Source organism: Achromobacter sp. 46006, assembly GCF_059761975.1.
Genome location: NZ_JCBANN010000059.1, coordinates 1 through 16,842, shown reverse-complemented (window position 1 = coordinate 16,842; position 16,842 = coordinate 1). Strand labels below are relative to the sequence as shown.

18 protein-coding genes are annotated in these 16,842 nt (G+C 68.9%); 9 read left to right on the top strand and 9 right to left on the bottom strand.

What is annotated here, in order from left to right; genetic code table 11:
• Nucleotides 1-13: 13 nt before the first annotated feature.
• Nucleotides 14-1,579 carry a TerC family protein gene (locus tag AC6LKG_RS21720; RefSeq protein ID WP_498168031.1) on the bottom strand — a complete coding sequence of 522 codons (1,566 nt, stop codon included), beginning with the start codon at nucleotides 1,577-1,579 and terminating at the stop codon, nucleotides 14-16.
• Nucleotides 1,580-2,313: 734 nt separating this feature from the next.
• Between AC6LKG_RS21720 and AC6LKG_RS21715 the strand changes: the two genes are divergently transcribed.
• The 4 genes from AC6LKG_RS21715 (at nucleotide 2,314) to AC6LKG_RS21700 (ending at nucleotide 6,244) form a co-directional block, all read left to right on the top strand.
• On the top strand, nucleotides 2,314-2,673 hold the full coding sequence (locus tag AC6LKG_RS21715; RefSeq protein ID WP_498168030.1) for a hypothetical protein: 360 nt from the start codon (nucleotides 2,314-2,316) through the stop codon (nucleotides 2,671-2,673).
• Between the two features lie 177 nt (nucleotides 2,674-2,850).
• A complete protein-coding gene (locus AC6LKG_RS21710; protein ID WP_498168029.1) occupies nucleotides 2,851-3,564 on the top strand; it encodes an MgtC/SapB family protein in 714 nt (237 codons plus the stop codon).
• Nucleotides 3,565-3,630: 66 nt separating this feature from the next.
• Nucleotides 3,631-4,035 (top strand): DUF2946 family protein, encoded by a 405-nt coding sequence (locus tag AC6LKG_RS21705; RefSeq protein WP_498168027.1) that lies wholly within the window; start codon nucleotides 3,631-3,633, stop codon nucleotides 4,033-4,035.
• 49 nt (nucleotides 4,036-4,084) lie between these two features.
• On the top strand, nucleotides 4,085-6,244 hold the full coding sequence (locus AC6LKG_RS21700; protein ID WP_498168025.1) for a TonB-dependent receptor: 2,160 nt from the start codon (nucleotides 4,085-4,087) through the stop codon (nucleotides 6,242-6,244).
• 1 nt (nucleotide 6,245) lies between these two features.
• Here the strand turns inward: AC6LKG_RS21700 and AC6LKG_RS21695 are convergent, their stop codons facing one another.
• A complete protein-coding gene (locus AC6LKG_RS21695) occupies nucleotides 6,246-7,337 on the bottom strand; it encodes a DUF748 domain-containing protein (protein ID WP_498168023.1) in 1,092 nt (363 codons plus the stop codon).
• 11 nt (nucleotides 7,338-7,348) lie between these two features.
• Here AC6LKG_RS21695 and AC6LKG_RS21690 point away from each other — a divergent pair, with 11 nt between their 5' ends.
• Nucleotides 7,349-7,681, top strand: coding sequence for a hypothetical protein (locus AC6LKG_RS21690; protein WP_498168022.1), 333 nt, complete (start codon nucleotides 7,349-7,351; stop codon nucleotides 7,679-7,681).
• 114 nt (nucleotides 7,682-7,795) lie between these two features.
• Here AC6LKG_RS21690 and AC6LKG_RS21685 read toward each other — a convergent pair whose 3' ends face one another.
• A complete protein-coding gene (locus AC6LKG_RS21685; RefSeq protein WP_498168019.1) occupies nucleotides 7,796-8,701 on the bottom strand; it encodes an EAL domain-containing protein in 906 nt (301 codons plus the stop codon).
• A gap of 346 nt (nucleotides 8,702-9,047) precedes the next feature.
• On the opposite strand from AC6LKG_RS21685, the gene AC6LKG_RS21680 reads away from it, so the two are divergent.
• Together AC6LKG_RS21680 and AC6LKG_RS21675 are read left to right on the top strand one after the other, a co-directional pair.
• Nucleotides 9,048-11,159: an FUSC family protein gene (locus AC6LKG_RS21680; RefSeq protein WP_498168018.1), complete on the top strand. Its 2,112-nt coding sequence runs from the start codon at nucleotides 9,048-9,050 to the stop codon at nucleotides 11,157-11,159.
• A 117-nt stretch (nucleotides 11,160-11,276) separates the two neighbouring features.
• Nucleotides 11,277-12,116, top strand: coding sequence for a universal stress protein (locus tag AC6LKG_RS21675; RefSeq protein WP_498168015.1), 840 nt, complete (start codon nucleotides 11,277-11,279; stop codon nucleotides 12,114-12,116).
• A 16-nt stretch (nucleotides 12,117-12,132) separates the two neighbouring features.
• On the opposite strand, the gene AC6LKG_RS21670 is transcribed toward AC6LKG_RS21675, so the two are convergent.
• Nucleotides 12,133-13,074 carry a 2-hydroxyacid dehydrogenase gene (locus AC6LKG_RS21670; RefSeq protein ID WP_498168012.1) on the bottom strand — a complete coding sequence of 314 codons (942 nt, stop codon included), beginning with the start codon at nucleotides 13,072-13,074 and terminating at the stop codon, nucleotides 12,133-12,135.
• 113 nt (nucleotides 13,075-13,187) lie between these two features.
• Here AC6LKG_RS21670 and AC6LKG_RS21665 point away from each other — a divergent pair, with 113 nt between their 5' ends.
• Nucleotides 13,188-14,357 (top strand): PepSY-associated TM helix domain-containing protein, encoded by a 1,170-nt coding sequence (locus AC6LKG_RS21665; RefSeq protein WP_498168010.1) that lies wholly within the window; start codon nucleotides 13,188-13,190, stop codon nucleotides 14,355-14,357.
• A 29-nt stretch (nucleotides 14,358-14,386) separates the two neighbouring features.
• Here AC6LKG_RS21665 and AC6LKG_RS21660 read toward each other — a convergent pair whose 3' ends face one another.
• From AC6LKG_RS21660 to AC6LKG_RS21645, 4 genes are all read right to left on the bottom strand, one after another.
• Nucleotides 14,387-14,539, bottom strand: a complete 153-nt coding sequence (locus AC6LKG_RS21660) for a DUF3309 family protein (protein WP_498168008.1) — start codon at nucleotides 14,537-14,539, stop codon at nucleotides 14,387-14,389.
• Between the two features lie 44 nt (nucleotides 14,540-14,583).
• The gene (locus AC6LKG_RS21655) at nucleotides 14,584-14,745 is read right to left on the bottom strand and encodes a hypothetical protein (protein ID WP_498168005.1); all 162 of its coding nucleotides are present in this window, start codon (nucleotides 14,743-14,745) and stop codon (nucleotides 14,584-14,586) included.
• Between the two features lie 104 nt (nucleotides 14,746-14,849).
• Nucleotides 14,850-15,398, bottom strand: a complete 549-nt coding sequence (locus tag AC6LKG_RS21650; RefSeq protein WP_498168003.1) for a type 1 glutamine amidotransferase domain-containing protein — start codon at nucleotides 15,396-15,398, stop codon at nucleotides 14,850-14,852.
• Nucleotides 15,395-15,784 carry a hypothetical protein gene (locus tag AC6LKG_RS21645; protein ID WP_498168000.1) on the bottom strand — a complete coding sequence of 130 codons (390 nt, stop codon included), beginning with the start codon at nucleotides 15,782-15,784 and terminating at the stop codon, nucleotides 15,395-15,397. The genes AC6LKG_RS21650 and AC6LKG_RS21645 overlap by 4 nt, the downstream gene beginning before the upstream one ends.
• On the opposite strand from AC6LKG_RS21645, the gene AC6LKG_RS21640 reads away from it, so the two are divergent.
• Entirely contained in the window at nucleotides 15,783-16,121 is a 339-nt protein-coding gene (locus AC6LKG_RS21640) for an ElaB/YgaM/YqjD family protein (protein WP_498167998.1), read from the top strand. The genes AC6LKG_RS21645 and AC6LKG_RS21640 overlap by 2 nt on opposite strands.
• Before the next feature lie 54 nt (nucleotides 16,122-16,175).
• Here AC6LKG_RS21640 and AC6LKG_RS21635 read toward each other — a convergent pair whose 3' ends face one another.
• Nucleotides 16,176-16,763 carry a hypothetical protein gene (locus AC6LKG_RS21635; protein WP_498167995.1) on the bottom strand — a complete coding sequence of 196 codons (588 nt, stop codon included), beginning with the start codon at nucleotides 16,761-16,763 and terminating at the stop codon, nucleotides 16,176-16,178.
• Nucleotides 16,764-16,842 lie beyond the last annotated feature (79 nt).

The following is a 16,842-nucleotide window of genomic DNA, read 5'->3' as shown; positions in this document are numbered from 1 at the left end:
GGCTCGCGTGGCGCTACACGGCGGCGCCGGCCCGACGGGCATGGATTTGGTCGATGCGCAGGCCGTCGCGGCGCGTAATCTCGAAGCGCCAGTCGCGCCACGCAATCACATCGCCGCTGTCCGGAATTCGGCCCTCGGCCCGCAGCAGGCGGCCGGCCAGCGTGGCATCGCCCGCGTCATCGGCCAATTCCGCCGCCTCCAGCAGCCGCGCCGCCTCGGCCAGCGCCAGGCGACCGTCGAGCAGCCACGAGCCATCCGACAATTGCAGCGCCTCGGGCGGGGCTTCGGCATGTTCCGGCAGTTCTCCCGCCACCGCGGTCAACACATCCATCGGTGTCACCAGGCCCTCGCACACGCCATGCTCGTCGACCACGATCAGCATGTGGTCGCGCGACGCGCGCAATTGCTCCAGCACCTTGAGCACCGGCGTGGTTTCCATCACGTAGCGCGGCTCGCGCGCCAGTTCCACCAGGTCGATGGGACCGGGGGCCTGCAGCAACGGCAGCACATCCTTGAAGTGCAGCACGCCCAGGACATTGGCCGGATCGCCGGCGCACAAAGGCAGGCGCGAGTGGCCGGAGGCGAACTTGCGCACGATCCGGTCGGGCGTGTCGGCCACGTCCAGCCAGACCATCTCGCCGCGCGCCACCATGATGGCGCGCACGTCGTGGCCGCCGATCGCCAACACGCGTTCGATCATCGAGCTTTCCTCGGGCGCGAATGCCGGCTCCCCGCCAGCGCTGTCGACCAGCGCCACCACCTCATCGGCCTGCTGCGGCGCCAGGTCGCCGCGCCCGGCGCGCAACAACCGCAGCACCGCCTGCGCAGTGCGCTGGCGGCGGCCCTGGGCATGCGTGCCCTTGGCCCGGTTGCGGCGCGCCAGTTGGTTGCACAGCTCGATCAGGATCGAGAAACCGATCGCGGCATACAGGTAGCCCTTGGGCACGTGGAAACCCAGGCCTTCGGCCACCAGGCTGAAGCCGATCATCAGCAACAGGCCCAGGCACAGGATCACCACGGTCGGGTGGCGCGCCACGAAGCCCATCAGCGGACGGCTGGCCAGCATCATCACGGCCATCGCCACCACTACCGCGATCATCATGATGCTCAGGTCCTGCACCATGCCCACGGCGGTGATCACCGAGTCCAGCGAGAACACCGCATCCAGCACCACGATCTGCAGGATCACCTGCCAGAACACCGCGTGCTGGACCTTCTGCCCGCTGTCGTGGCCACTGCCGCCCTCGACCCGCTCATGCAGCTCCATGGTCCCCTTGAACAGCAGGAAGAGGCCGCCCAGGATCAGGATCAGGTCGCGCCCCGATATCTCGGCGCCCAGCACCGTGAACAGCGGCGCGGTCAGCGTCACCACCCAGGCGATGCTGGCCAGCAGGCCCAGCCGCATCACCATGGCCAGCGTCAGGCCGATCAGGCGGGCGCGGTTGCGTTGCGCCGGCGGCAGCTTGTCGGCCAGGATGGCGATAAACACCAGGTTGTCGATACCCAGCACGATTTCAAGAATGACCAGCGTCGCCAGGCCAAGCCAGGCGGTCGGGTCGGACATCCAGTCGAAGATCATCAACGTTCCACAAATAGGGTCAGGCGCGGGCAGGCGCCCGGCTAGCGGGGGCCCGTCGCCAGGGACGGAGGCAAGAAAGCGGATCGGGGTCGCGCGGCCGCGGCGGGCCGGCGTGCCCGCAAGGGCGGCGCGGTGGCGCCCGGCCGCCTATGCGCGGCGTGGGCGCGGCGCCGGAAGCGGGACAAGACGGCCGCGAACGGCCGGGCGCCGCAAGCCGGCTGGAGGGGAGACGTGGGCGCCGCTGCGGCAGCGGCGCCTTGCTAGGAGGCGGGTCGTCGGTCATAGATGGCGAAACCGTCGGCGCTTGCGGGCAAGCCACGGGCCGGTTCCGCCCTGCTCTCATTCTTTCAATAAGCTGAATAATACCTGAAACGCCGAGACAGGCGGTCCGTGGCGCTTCCGTCAGTAAAGTTGTCCTATTTTCTTCTTGGTGTTTTCCCTAACCCTTTTTATAATCGCGGCACCTTCAACCCCCAAGAGACCATTGTGGACAACGACGGATGTAGTCGATACACGACTGCTTGCGCCGCTTGACGCAGGAACCTCCCCAGCCTTGCCTGCCGGGTCCTGCGTAAAGCCAGGACACAGCCCTGCGCCCCGGCAGCACACGCTGCCCCGGCCCGGACCCATCCCTCCCCCGCTTGCCGACGCACCGCGTGCCCTGACACGCGCGCCGCCGGGCCATGCGGCGCATGCATGTCGACCTTCCACGGTACTCCCCCAAGGAGACGACCATGCGCATCAAGAAATTCCTGCCCTTCCTGGACGGCGCCGCCCCCCTGCGCGACGCCGGCGCGGCACGCCCGGCCGCCGCGACCTACCAGTTCACCATCGTCAGCCTGGCCGACACCCTCAACGTACTGCGCAAGCAGCTCTATCGCGAATTGCAGGCGCTGGACCTGCGCGTGCTGAGCGTGCACATCTCGCGCCAGGAAGCCGGCCAACTCGCCAGCACCACCGTCACGCTGCATTGCCCGCCACCCCTGCGCGGCCTGCTCAATGCCATTGCCCTGCGCCTGGGCCAAAGCGCCGACGTGCGCCGGATCCATTGGGAAGCCGCGGACGGCGCCCGGATCGCCGTGCTGCCGGCCTGAACCACGGCAAGGAGGCTGTCATGAAAGACCCGTACAAATGCCTGCTCATCGCGCGCGTGGCGGCATTGCTGCTGCTCTGGCTGCTCGCGCTCATCCTGACCGCGGCCTCGGTCTGGCATTGGCCCTGAGGCGCCCGCGCCGCGGCTGGTCCAACCCGCCGAATGCGAGAACAAGAAAATGAAAAACTTCGAAAACATCCAGCTATTGGCGCTGGCCAATACCCTCATCAGCCTGGCGACGGCCTTCGTGCTGGGTTCCATCGTCGGCTTCGAACGCCAATACCGCCAACGCACCGCCGGCCTGCGCACCAACGCGCTGGTGGCGGTGGGCGCGGCCATCTTCGTGGACATGGCATTCCGCGTCGGCGGCGCGGATGGCGGCGCGCGCGTGATCTCCTATGTGGTCTCGGGCGTGGGCTTCCTGGGCGCCGGCGCCATCATGCGCGAAGGCGGCAGCATCCGCGGCCTGAACACCGCGGCCACGTTGTGGGGCTCGGCCGCCATCGGCGCCTGCGCCGGCGCTTCGCTGCTCTTCGAAGCGCTTGCGGCCACCGCGTTCGTGCTCGCGGCCAACACGCTGCTGCGCCCGGTCGTCAGCTACATCAATCGCCAGCCGGTCGACGCGCAGACCACGGAAGTGACCACCGTGATTCACGTCATTGCCCGCCTCGACCAGCGCCAGGCCGCCATGGGCGTGCTCGAGGACGTGCTGGAAGCCGAGCAATTGCCGTTGTCGGAACTGAAGATCGACCAGTTCGGCGAAAACGAAGTCGAGATCGAAGCCGCCTTGAGCGAAGCCTCGGTCGATGAGCTCGACCTGGACCGCGTCACCGCCCGCATCGCCGCGGCGCCGGGCGTGCGCACCGCCTTCTGGGCCGCGCGCACGGTGTAGCCGGCCCCACGCCGGCCCCACGCCGGTTTCCTTTGGCGGCGACTGGCCCTAGAATGGGCGCCGATCATGCGCCGCCCGTTCCCGTCCTTCACCCGGCATGCCGCCTGCCTCTGGCTGGTGGCGGCGCTGTTCGCGCTCAAGGCGCTGGTGCCGCCGGGCTTCATGCCGGCGACGCAGCGTGGCGGCACGCTGATCCAGCTATGCTCGGCCGCCGGCCCCATCTGGGTGGCGGGTCCGTCCAAGCGCGGCGACGCGCCGGATGAACGCCACGCGGCGCAGGCCGCGGCCTGCCCGCTGGGCGCCCTGCTGGCAACGGTGGCCTTGCCGCCGGCGCTGACGCCCCTGCCCGGCCTGGGCGCGGTCATGGCGCATCCGCTGGCCACACGCGCGCCGCCGGCGGTGGCCGACGGCTCGCCGCCCGGGCCGCCATTGGGCGCGCGCGCGCCCCCCTTATTCCCGGTATCGCACTGATCGTTGCGCCGCGCCCGCGCGCGGCTCCCTTGGCTTACCGAGAATATCCATGTTTCCTTCCCACGCCGGGACGCGCCGCGTCCTGCCGCGGCGCGTGCTCGCCTGCGCTGCCCTCGCCGCTGCACCCGTCCTGCACGCCCAATCCGATCCCGCCACGCCCGCGCCGGCCGGAATCGCCACGCTGCCCGCCATTGCCGTCAGCGGCAGCGCCGCCTCGGCCCCCCTGCTGGAGCAGGCCAGCACCGGCACGCTGCTGGGCCTGACCCCGTTGGACACCCCCGCCAGCATCGACATCCTCGACAACGCGCAACTGCGCGAACGCGGCGCCGTCACCGTCACCGATGCCATCACCCAGGCCGCCGGCATCAGCACCATGCGCCACCCCGGCAACGGCGGCTCGTCGCTGTCCTCGCGCGGTTTCACCGACTCCAATTCGGTGGCCATGCTGTACGACGGCGTGCGCCAGTTCGGCGGCGTCGGCCAGACCTTCATCTATGACCCCTGGGCGGTCGAGCGCATCGAAGTGCTACGCGGCCCGGCTTCGGTGCTGTATGGCGAGGGCGCCATCGGCGGCGTGGTCAACGTGATCCCCAAGAAGCCCACGCGCGGGCCCATCGAGAACGAAATCCAGGCCACCATCGGCACCCATGACACGCAGCGCCTGGGATTCGGCAGCGGCGGCGCGCTCGACGACAAATGGTCGTACCGGCTCGACATCAGCGGCAACCACGGCGATTCCGGCATCAACCTGGGGGATTCGCGCGACCTGGCCGTCACCGCGGCGCTGCGCCTGGACGTATCGCCCGCGCTGAGCTTCACCCTGACCCAGGCCTATGCCTGGCAGGAACCGACGCGCTATTTCGGCACGCCGCTGGTCGATGGCGACATCGACTACAGCCTGCGCGGCAAGAACTACAACGTAGCCGACAGCAAGATCATCTATCGCGACAGCCGCAGCGAACTCAAGGCCGAATGGTCGCCAAACCCCGCCACGCGCATGCGCAGCCGCCTCTACTACATCGGCAGCGACCGCGACTACCGCGATGCCGAGAACTATGCCTGGCAGCCGGCCAGCGGCCTGATCCAGCGCAGCGCCTATACCGACATCCGCCATGACCAGGAGCAGGTCGGCAACGTCACCGATGCCAGCTTCGACGGCCATCTGTTCGGGCTGGCCAACAAAGTGGCGCTGGGCTTCGAGCTGAACCGGGCCTCCCTCAAGCACACCAACAATTCGCCCTATTCGGGCACCTCGCTGGTCGACCCCTACGATGTCGACCATGGCCGCTTCATCAATGTCGCCGGCACCACGCCCCGCTATCGCAACACCGCCGAGCAGTACGCGCTGTTCGCCGAGAACCGCCTGATGCTGACTTCCCGCTGGTCGATCCTGGGCGGCGTGCGCTACGACCACATCGACCTGAAGCGGCGCGACCTGGTTACCGGGCAGACCGCCTTCGATACTCGCTTCAACAACGTCGGCTGGCGCATCGGCACGGTCTACGAGCTGCTGCCCGATCTGTCCGTCTATGGCCAGTACGCCGAGGCGGCCGACCCCATCGGCAGCCTGTTGCTGCTGTCCCCCGCCAACAAGGATTTCGAGCTGTCCAAGGGCCGCCAGATCGAGATCGGCGTCAAACAGGCATTCTGGGACAACAAGGGCCAGTGGACCCTGGCGGCCTACCATATCCGCAAGAACAACCTGGTGACGCGCGACCCCGACGACCCCGCGCTGCGCATCCAGGTGGGGGAACAATCATCGCGCGGACTGGAAGCCACGCTGGCGGTCGCGCTGACGCCGGCGTGGCGGCTGGACCTGAATGCTGCCGTGCTGCGGGCGCGCTATGACGATTTCAACGAGTCGGCCAACGGCGTGGCTGTGTCGCGCGCGGGCAACGTCCCCACCGACGTGCCGCAACGCCTGGCCAATGCCTGGGTCAGTTGGAAGTTCGCGCCGCAGTGGACAGCCAGCGCCGGCCTGCGCTACGTCGGCAAGCGCTACGCGGACGCCGCCAATCGGCTCGAAATGGCGGGCTACACCACCACCAATCTGGCCTTGCAGTGGGACCCGCGCCGCGACCTGACGCTGGCGTTGCGCGCCTTCAACGTCTTCGACCGCAAGTACGCCGAAACCGCCTATTACAACCAGACGCAGTGGCTGCTGGGAGAGGGCCGGCGCGTGGAGCTGAGCGCGAACTACCGCTTCTGATTCACGGCGTGAAGATGTCGGAAATGGCGTCGCCCAGGTCCTTGACCGCGCCGGCCACGCCGCCGGCCGCGCCTTCGGCGCCCACGCCGATGGCGTGGCCGAAGCCGCGCGCGATCTGGGCGGCGAATCCGCGCGATGCCGAGAACCTGGGATTGTCGAGACTGCCGGACAGCTTGAACGGCATGCGCAGCGTGCCATGGCGGTCCTCCAGTGCTGCAAGCACCGCCTTGCGCGGCAGCGAGAACAGCGATCCATCGCCGCTGAACCTCAAGTCGCGCAGGGCCACCGTGCCGCTGGCATCGAGCTGCCGGCCAGCAACGGTGGTGCGCATGTCCAGATCCATGGCGCCGCCCGCCAACGAACCGGCGCCGTTCTCGGCCAGGTACGGCGCGGCATGGCGGATGTCCAGGTTGCGCACCGCCACCGTCATGTCGGCATCGCTGCCGCCCACCACCAGCGAGCCCCGCGCCCGCACCGTGGCCACGCCGACGCGGTTGGCGCCTACCGAACCCTGGAATTCCATCTCGCTGCGCTGGCCATTGGCCGGCAACGCCAATGGCCGCAGGCTGGCCGACACGTTGTCAAACGGAATGCGGTGCGGCGGGGTGGAAACGACCGCATCGACGAATTCCAGGCGGCCACGCTCCAGGATGACTTCATCGGCGCGCACTGGCGGCCGGGGATGGCGGGCATCGGCCGCGCGCAGCGATGCCTGTAACGCCGGCGCAATCTGCAAGTCGCCATCGCGGCCGCGCACCACGGCAAAGTCGAATTCCTCGATCCTGATCCTGCGCAGCACCGTGACGCGCCGCAGCAGCGATGCCCACTCGGGTTCGGCCACCACGCGGCCAGCGCTGGCCGCGGCCATGTCCGCGACGCCCTCGATCCTCACGTCGGTCAGCACCACTTGCCCGAACCCCAGGCTCACCTGCCCCACTTGCGCCCGCGGCCCCAGCAGGTCGGCGATGCGTCGCTCCGCGGCGGAGCGGCCGAGGCCGGCCAGCGCCGCCAGCAACACCACGACCGCCAGCGCGACCAGGGCCCATCGGCCCTTGATCGGACGGCGTCGCGGCACGGCGCGCGAGTTGACCATGATTCATTCCATTGACGTTGCCCGCAGGGGGAACCCGCGCGGGCAACGCCGTCACTCACCCCATGCCGGCCGGCAGAACAGCCGGCACGCAGGCTTGGCGCATCGCCATCAATGCATCAGCGCTGCGTTTGCGGCCGCTGGGCCTGGCCAGGTTGCTGGCCCTGATGGCGATCCTTGTCCATCTGCTGGCCGCCCTGGCCAGGTTGCTGCTGGCCCGGCTGGTTGCGATCCGCCGGGTTGTCCTGCGACTGCTGTTTCTGCGGCTGTTTCTGCTGATCGGGCTGATTCGGGTTTGCCATGACAAGTCTCCTAGAGAGCGGAACCATTCCGCCAGCAATGCCTGAGCAATTGCCGTGCCCGGCGGCGGGCGCACGGTGCCAGGGCCATCCGGCGCCGGTAAATTCAGGAGGAGCGGGCAGAAAGAGCGCGCCGGCAACGCCGTCGCAAGCGGGCCCCTATTATTGCGTAGTGAGGTGCGCAGGCAGGACGGTTTCGGCATCCTGCGGATCGAAGGCGTCGAGCCAGGCCGAGGCATAGCTGGCGGACGCCGCCAGCGGTTCGCCGCGGTCGCGCTGGATCCGCAGGCGCATCAGCAGGTCGTCCAGCGCCATCGGCCGGCCCAGCGCGTAACCCTGGCCATAGCGGCAGCCGGCGGCGCGCAGCGCCGGAACGTCGGCCACGTTCTCGACTCCTTCGGCCACCACCCGCCAGCCCATCCGGGTGGCCAGTTCCGCCGCCGTGCGCAGCACCTCGAAGGCGACCGCGCTGCGGCGCATGCGGGTGACGAAATACTGGTCGATCTTGACCTCGGACAGGGGAATCGCCGACAGCAGCTTGAGCGACGCGTGTCCCGTGCCGAAATCGTCGAGGCTGACTTCGCAGCCCGCCTCTTCGAGTTTCATCAAGGTGTTGCGCAGAACGTCCAGTTCCTGGATCGGCTGGTCTTCGGTCAGTTCCACCCGCAGCAGCGAAGCGGGCAACTCGGCCGCGCGGATGCGCGCCAGCAGAAATGCCACCGCGCGCTCGTCGGACAGCGTCGACGCCGGCGCGTTGATGGCAATGGGAATGGCCATGCCGGCGCGCCGCATGGTCTGCAGCATGTCGATCACGCGCTGCGCGACCCGCTCGAACAGGGTACGGTCCAGGCCAAGCCGGTTGACCGCGGGAATGAACTCGGCCGGCATCACGATGCCCAGCCGCGGATGCTGCCAGCGCGCCAGCGCCTCGGCCGAGACGATCCGGCCGGTCAACAGATCGACCTGCGGTTGCAGCAGCACGCGCAGGCCGTCCCTGCCGGTAATCATGGCGGCGACTTCATCGTCGCTCACCACTGAGCTGGTGGAAGCCTCGTGGGTTAGCGTCATGTCTTCGCTCCTGGGGCGCCTCGATCTTTGGCCCGCGCTGTCCGGGCGCGGTACGGGGCTCGTTGGACATGAGGATTCACATTCGACGGCGGCGTTGCTGCATACCGCCCCGTGTACGACCCAGCGTATTCGATCGCCACTGTTTTTTTATGCGATTTCGCATGTTTACTCCAGGCAATTGTGCGCGCATGCGGCGCCAAAGTCACACATATGTAACCAGCGGTATTTATGCGCTGAAATTCATGAAAACCGCAATATTCGGACGCTCTGACAAATCACCGCGTTTTTGCCTTGTCGACATGGTAGCGTTGCGACTTTTCCGCCCCATCGCCCGCCCCGTTTTCGCGTGATTACCCTGCTTTCCCGCTGGCGCCTGCTGTCGCGCCACGTCCTCTGGCTGGACGCCCTGCAAGCCGCCGCCATCAGCGCCGCGCCCGTCATCCTGGCCGTCCTGGCGCACGAACCACGGCTGGGCTGGACCGCCATTGCCGCTTTCTGGGCCTGTTTCGGCGATCCCGGCGGCCCCTTGCGCCAGCGCGCCGGCTCGATGCTGGCGCTGGGCCTGATCGGCGCGCTGTTCTGCTTTCTGGCCAGCGCCAGCGCCGGCCACCTTTGGCTGCTGCTGCCCCTGACCTTCGCCTGTTGTACGTTCGGCGGCCTGTTGCGCGTGCTCGGTCCGGCCGCCGCGATCGTCGGCACACTGCTGTCGGCCGGCTTCGTGGTGGCGGCGGAGCTGCCGGCGCCGACCCTGGCGGCCAGCCTTTCGTACACCCTGTTCTTCCTGGCTGGCGCGCTGTGGGCCATCCTGATGACTGCCCTGGTGTGGCGCCGGCGGCCCTGGAAGGACGCCACGCACGCGGTGGCCCACTGCTATCGCGGGCTGGCCGACTTTGCCGATGCCCTGGCGCGCATGTATTCCGGCCTGGCGCCCGCCGACGGCCCGCAAGCCTGGAGCGCCGTCACCCGGCCCCAGCGCAGCGCCGTGCGTGCCGCCCTGGAGGCCGCCCGGGCGCGCATCCGCGAGGTCCACGATGCGAGGCCATCGCGCCGCGCCCGCGCCCAGCAGTTGTTCTATCTGCTCGACAATGCCGAAGACAGCTTCATCGCGCTGGTCGCGGCGGCCGACCTGCTCGAATCGAATGCGCCGCGCTGGCTGGGCCGCGGCGCCGGCGCCCATCTGTCGCACGCCCTGCATCGCTATGCCAGCGTCGCCAACGCCATCGCCAGCACCTCCGACGTCAGCGATGCCCGGCAGGCCGACTGCCTGCGCGAACGTCTGGCCCACTTCGCCACAGGCCTGCACGCCTTGCGTGGCGCCGCCATGGCCCACGCCCCCGACCTGGCCACCATGGTGCCGGTGCTCGACCGCCTGCAGCAGGCGGCCCTGGCGGTCAGGCAGGCGCTGTTCGACGAAGCCGGCGCGCCGGCGGCGCCGGCCCAGGCCGTACGTACCGTCTCGCCCGCCCGCCAGGCTTGGCGCAGCTTGCGCCAGAACCTGCGATTCGAGTCCGATGCCTTCCGCCATGCCCTGCGCGTCGGTATCGGCGCCACCATCGCCGTGGCGCTCTCGAAAACCTTCGCGGTCAATCATGGCTACTGGATGTCGCTGACCCTGGTGTTCATCCTGCAGCCCTACTTCGCCACCACCTGGCAACGCACCGTCGAGCGCGTGATCGGCAGCGTCGCCGGCGCCATCGGCGCCTCGCTGCTGGGGTTGCTGCTGAGCACGCCGTTGTCGGTGGCGCTCGCGGTGCTGCCGATCGCCCTGGGCACCTTCGCGGCCCGCACCATCCACTACGCGCTATTCACGTTTTTCCTGACCTCGCAGTTCGTGCTGGTCAGCCACATCCAGCAGCCCGACATCTATGAGCCGATGCTGGCGGCGCTGCGCGCCTTCAACAGCGTGCTAGGCGGCGTACTGGCTTTGCTGGTGGGGTTCCTGGTGTGGCCGGAAAAGGAACCGCGCCAATTGGCCGGCGCGCTCAGCCGCGCGCTCGAACGCCACGCCGCCTACGCCTTGGCCCTGGCCCGGGCCAAGAGCGGCGCCGGCGCGGACCAGGACATCGTCGCCCTGCGGCGCCAGGCGTGCCTGTCGGCCGACAATGCCGAAGCGGCATTGCAACGCCTGCAACAGAATCCCGTGCACCGCGACCGCAAGGTCGACACCGCCGTCAACCTGCTCAATGCGATGCGCCGCGTCACCGCCGCCGGCACCGTGCTGGAAATCCAGCCGGCGCTGCCGGCCGACAGCGCCGTCGCGCCTGTCCTGCGCGACTATGGGCTGGCGCTGGCGCATGCGCTGCATCCGCAGGCCGGCGCGCCGGCCGTCGACATCCGCCGGCTGACGCCGCCGGCGGCGCTGGCCAGCGCGGCGCCGGCGCTGGCCGGTCCGCTGGAGCGCATCGCACAGCAGGCACGGCTGGTCCGTCGATTGCGGGACCGGGTGCAACAGGCCTGAATGGCCCACACATTTGCGGCAACCCCGGTAAACTTCTGGGTACTTGATGTGCATCAAGGGCACCGCCCCCGGAACGCGCAACGATGACGGGGTACCGAGCTCAACAAGGAGGCCGCCATGTACCGCCGTATTTCCGTTCACCTCGATCACGGATTCGATTGCGCCCGCCGCACCCAGGTCGCCCTGACCCTGGCCCGGCGCCACCAGGCCGAACTGGTCGGCATCTATGCCACTTCTGCCCCCCCGCAGTACTACTACGGCGAATCGGTGCTGCTCTCGCGCACCCTCAGCGTCATCCGCGATCTGCAGACGCAGAATCGCGACGCAGTGCAAAAAGCCTTCCTGGAAACGGCCGCCGCGCTCGACGTGCCCGCGGCGGTGCGCAGCGTCGACAACGGCTCGCCCAGCGCCTGCGTGGCGCTGCTCGGCCGCACCAGCGACCTGATCGTCCTAAGTCAGGAAAACCCTGACGACATCGAAGCCGCGCACGAAATCGAATTCGTCGAACAGACTCTGCTGACGGCGGGCCGGCCGGTGCTGGTGGTGCCCTCCAGCGGCGACTTCCCCGTAATCGGCGAACGCGTGCTGTATTGCTGGGACGGCAGCCGCGAGGCGGCGCGCGCCCTGGCCGATGCGGCGCCCCTGCTGCGCGCGGCCTCGCACCTGGTGGTGCTGACCATGGACGAAGGCGCGGCCTCGCGCAAGGGCGCGGCCGTACCGTTCGACGACCTGGCCAGCTACTGCGTCGCCCAGGGCATGCCGGCGCCCGAACACGTATGCCGCGACATCAAGGGCGTAGGCGTGGGCAGCACCATCCTGAACGCCGCGGCCGACTACAGCGCCGACCTGGTCGTGATGGGCGCCTATGGCCACAGCAAGCTGCGCGAATGGGCCATGGGTGGCGCCACCGCGTCGATCCTCAAGAGCATGACCGTGCCGATCATGTTCTCGCACTGAGGCCGCGCCGCGCGGCTCAGTCCTGCGGCACCGGCGTCAGGACCGGCTTGCCGGCAAAATGCGCGGTGGCGTTGTCCAGGAACAGCGCCACCGTTGCCGCCACCGCTTCCGGCGAGCGGCCGGCGCTGTGGGGCGTGAGCACTACATTGTCCAGCGCGAACAGCGCCGGCGGCAGCACCGGCTCGCCTTCGACCACATCCAGGCCGGCGCCAGCGATCCGGCGCTCGGCCAGCGCCGCGATCAGCGCCTCGGTATCGACCACGCTGCCGCGCGCGATATTCACCAGATAGCCCTGCGGCCCCAGCGCTTCCAGCACCGCCGCGTCCACCAAGTGACGGGTATCGCCGCCGCCGGGGGTGGCCACCACCAGGAAGTCGCTGGCCGCGGCCAGCGCGCGCGGGCTGTCATGGTATGCATAGCCGCAGTCGGGACGTGGCCGCCGGTTGTAGTAGCCGACCGTCATGCCGAACCCCTGGGCCCCGCGCCGGGCGATCTCCCGTCCGATGGTGCCCAGTCCCAGGATGCCCAGGCGCTTGCCCGAAACCTGCGGCCCCATGAAACCACTCCAGTGGCCCTGGCGCACCCACGCATCGGCCTGCGGCAGGCGGCGCACCGCGCCCAGCAATAGCGCCATGGCGTGGTCCGCCACCGCGGTGGCATTGGCGCCGGGCCCGTAGGTCACCCGCAGGCCGCGCGCGCGGGCGGCGGCCAGATCGATGTTCTCGAAGCCCACTCCCAGCGAACAGACCAGTTCAAGCGCGGGAAGCGCCGCCATCTCGTCGGCACGCAGGCCGGTGGCGCCGCGCGTCAACACGGCGCGGATCTCGCCCGCATGGTCGCGGATGGCCCGGGCGCGGTCATCCGCAGTGGTGGCGACGATGCAGCGAAAGCCGCGGTCTTCGATCGCGGGCAGGAAGTCGTGCACGCTGTCTATCAGTATCAGGAGGGGAATCTTCATGTTGCGGCGGATCGGGGGGCGGGAAAAGGCGCATGGCGCCAAAAAAGATGCCGGCAGATCTTACGCCTCGGTACAATTGCGCGCCACTCGCCTGTCCCGCTGTCGAACACACCATGAAAGCCAAGTTGCGCAAGTCCCTACGCACCGCCGTGTCGTTCCTGCACCGGTGGACGGGATTGGTCCTGGGGACGGTACTGGTGCTGGCCGGACTGAGCGGCAGCCTGCTGGCGTTCGACCATGAGCTTGACGCCTGGCTCAACGCGCCCATGTTGCGCAATGCCGCCGGCGCTTGCGCCGCGCCCCTGCCCCCTTCGGCCGCCGCGCGCGCGGTGCAACAGGCCTGGCCCGGCGCGACCCTGGCCGCCATCACCTTGCCCCAGGCGCCGGGCGCCAGCTACCGGGTGCAGTTCACGCATGCCGCGACGGCCGCCAACGAGGCTGGCGTGGATGCCTGCACCGGCCTGTTGCTGGCCAGCCGCGATCGCGATGCCGTGGCCTTGGACCGCGCCCATCTGATGCCGCTGCTGTTGCGTTGGCACAAGACCCTGCTGCAGGGCAAGACCGGCCGCGAGGTGTTGGGCTGGCTGGCCGTGGCCTGGGTGGGGTTGCTGCTCGGCGGCATGTATCTGGCCTGGCCGCGGCCGGGCCACTGGCGCCGCTCGCTCACGGTCACCCGCGGCGCCAGCGCATTCCGCACCAGCTATGAACTGCATCGCGCCGCCGGCCTGCTGTCGGCGCTGTTGCTGTTGGTGGTGGCAGGCACCGGTTTTTTCATGGGCCTGCCACAGTTGGGCCGGCAACTGGTCGCCAGCGTCGCGAGCGTGCCGGCGGATGCGCGGACCGCGGACCGCGCGCCGCTGGCGGCGGCCGAGCCTGAGATCGGCTGGGATGGCGCCGCCGCGCGGGCGCGCGCATTGGCTCCCGCCGACGCCGCCCTGGTGATGCTGCGCCGCGATCCGGCGCACGGCGTCTACCAGGCACGGGTACGGCGAGCCGACGACTGGCAGCCGGTGGGCACCCTGCGCCTGTTCATCGACATGCGCAACGGCGCGGCGGTGTCCCGCGCCGATCCCCTGTCCGGCACCCCGGCCCAGCGCTTCCTGGCGCTGATGTACCCGTTGCATTCGGGCAGCCTCTACGGCCTGTCCAGCCGCATGCTCACGGCGCTTCTCGGGTTGTTACCGCTGCTTTTCTTCGTCACCGGCGTGATCTTCTGGATCAACCGGCGCCGCCTGCAGCGTCGTGGGCGGCAGGCGGCACAGGCCCGCGCGCGCCGGCCCTGAAGCCAGCCACCGCCAGGCGGCGCGCGCCACTATAGGCGTCCGGTCAGCAGCAGCACGAGCAGCACGATCAGCACGATTCCCAGCAGGCCGCTTGGGTAATACCCCCAACCACGGCTGTAGGGCCAGGCGGGCACGGCCCCGATGAGCAGCAGGATGAGGACGATCAGCAGAATGGTCGACATGATTGCTCCGATTGTTCTTGGTGTGGACTGGCTGTCACCGCCAATCAGGCGGCGTGGGAGACTTTTTCCTTGTCGGGAGGATCGAGCGGCGGCAGATCGACCTCCGGCTCATCGGTATCCGGATCGACCGGCAGGTCGCCGGGAGGCGAACCCGGCGGTATTGGTTCCGGCTTGGGCGGAACATGCATGTGCAGATGCTCGGGCATGGTTTTCTCCTTCAAGGACACTGCTTTCCCGCGGCCGGCGGATTCCGGCTCCACGAGGTTCTCTGCGCCAGGGCAACGCCCCGCACACTCGATAAGGGCCTGCCTCAGGGACGGGCCTGCGCGAACACGCGCAACAGCTCCCGATTGAAGGCGGGCAGGTCGTCTGGCTTGCGGCTGCTGACCCAGCGGCCATCGACGACCACCTCCTCATCGACCCAATCCGCGCCGGCATTGCGCAAATCATCGGCCAGCGAGGGCCAACTGGTCATCTTGCGATCCTTCACCAGATTCGCGGAAATCAACAACCACGCGCCGTGGCAGATAACCGCCACCGGCTTGCCCCCTTCATGCATGGCCCGCACGAACGCGCGTGCCTCGGGGTGCAGGCGGATCTCATCCGCATTGATCACGCCGCCAGGCAACAGCACGGCATCGAACAGTTCCGCGCGCGCTTCGGCAAAGATCAAGTCGGCCTCGACTTTCTCGCCGGGCTGGTGATGGCGCCATCCCCGAACCGGCCCGCGTTGGGCCGAGACGATCGCCACGCGCGCGCCCCGCGCCTGCAAGGCGTCGCGCGGCGATGTCAGTTCCTCCTGCTCGAAGCCATCGACCACCAGAATGGCGACGTTGAAGTTCTGTAGTGTCTTGCTCATGCATCACTCCCGGGTTGTGGCAGCAAGCCGCTCAGCAAGCGCTGTGCCCGGCGCGGCAGCGCGATGCCATCCAAAACCAAGGCCAGGCCAGGTCGGGCGCCCGGGTGCCGCGCGTCCGCCTCCAGGCAGAGCGCGACATGCAGCGGGCGGGATTGCCGCGCGCCAGGGGTGATTGCCGTCTTGGTGCGCCCGTTGGCGAGCCAAATTGCAAGCGGATGTGGCAGTCCCGGCACGGGCGCGCGTGCCTGGGTAAAACGAACGTTCACAACGAGATGCAATGCAAGACGCGCGAACCCCGGATTCATGCCAGCCTTTTTCCACATGCGCCGTGTCAGCAACGGCACGCGCCATGGATTTTTCAACGCAGACTCCAGGAGCTTGCCCATGGTCAACAACCATACTCCCCTGCCCTCGGACTTTCCCGAGAATGGTCCCGATGATCGCCGCGCGCGGCGGCGCCGACATCCGGAAAGCTGGATCGACGAACTGGAATCGACGCTGAACGATGCTTCGGCCAACGACCTGGAAGCGCTCAAGGCGCGGCTGGCCGAACAATTGCGCGACACGCGCCACAGCCTGCGCGAGGCATCCGATAGCGCGCAGGACATGATGCGCGAGACCATCGATTGCACCGAACAGTACATCCATGCGCGCCCCTGGCAGGCCATCGGCCTGGTGGCTGGCGCCGCGTTCCTGTTTGGCGTGGTGGTTGGCCGGCAATAGGCAGGAAAGGGACAGGCCCGGGCGCGCAAAGCGCCTGGGCTGACCGCGTCGGCATCACGGCGCCACCGATGGCGCCTCGACATGGCGCGGCGGCTTCAACGGATCGAAGTCCTGCCACCTGCCCTCCAGCCAACGGCCCTGGGCCCGCTCGATGTCGCGGCCGCCCGCGTCGCGCAGCACGCGCCGGGCAAGGGATTCCTGTTGCGGCGAGACCGGCAAGGCCAGCATCACCCCGGCCTGCCGCAGCGCAGGATGTCCATCTTTTGCGGGCTCGGCCGCCGGACGGCGCCTGCGCTTGCCCGCCACCCCCAAGGCCCCGGCCAGCGCGCCGATGTATGCCCCTGCGCCAGCGGCCACCGCGACCACCAGCATTGCCGCGCCTGACCACAGCGCCACCAGTCCCCCGGCCACGGCGAACAGCAGGCCAAGCAGCGCCGCCCCGGCGAGCGCACCGCGGTGCGCGCCGCGCGCATCCGGGTCCGCGGCGCGGTCGCCGCCCAGGGGATATTGGGCGTGTTCGCCTGCCGTATTGATGTAGAACGTGTGGATATCGTCTTCGGAAAAGCCTTCGTGGCGCAACTGTCGGGCGGCCTGGCTCGCCTCATCGAAAGTCTGGAAACGGGCGGCGACAATCAGGGACATGACAACCTCCTATCGGATCGGCCTGTCAAGGGCCATGCCCCCCGGGGCAGCAACCGCCGTGCCCGGCGCGGCGCGGGCA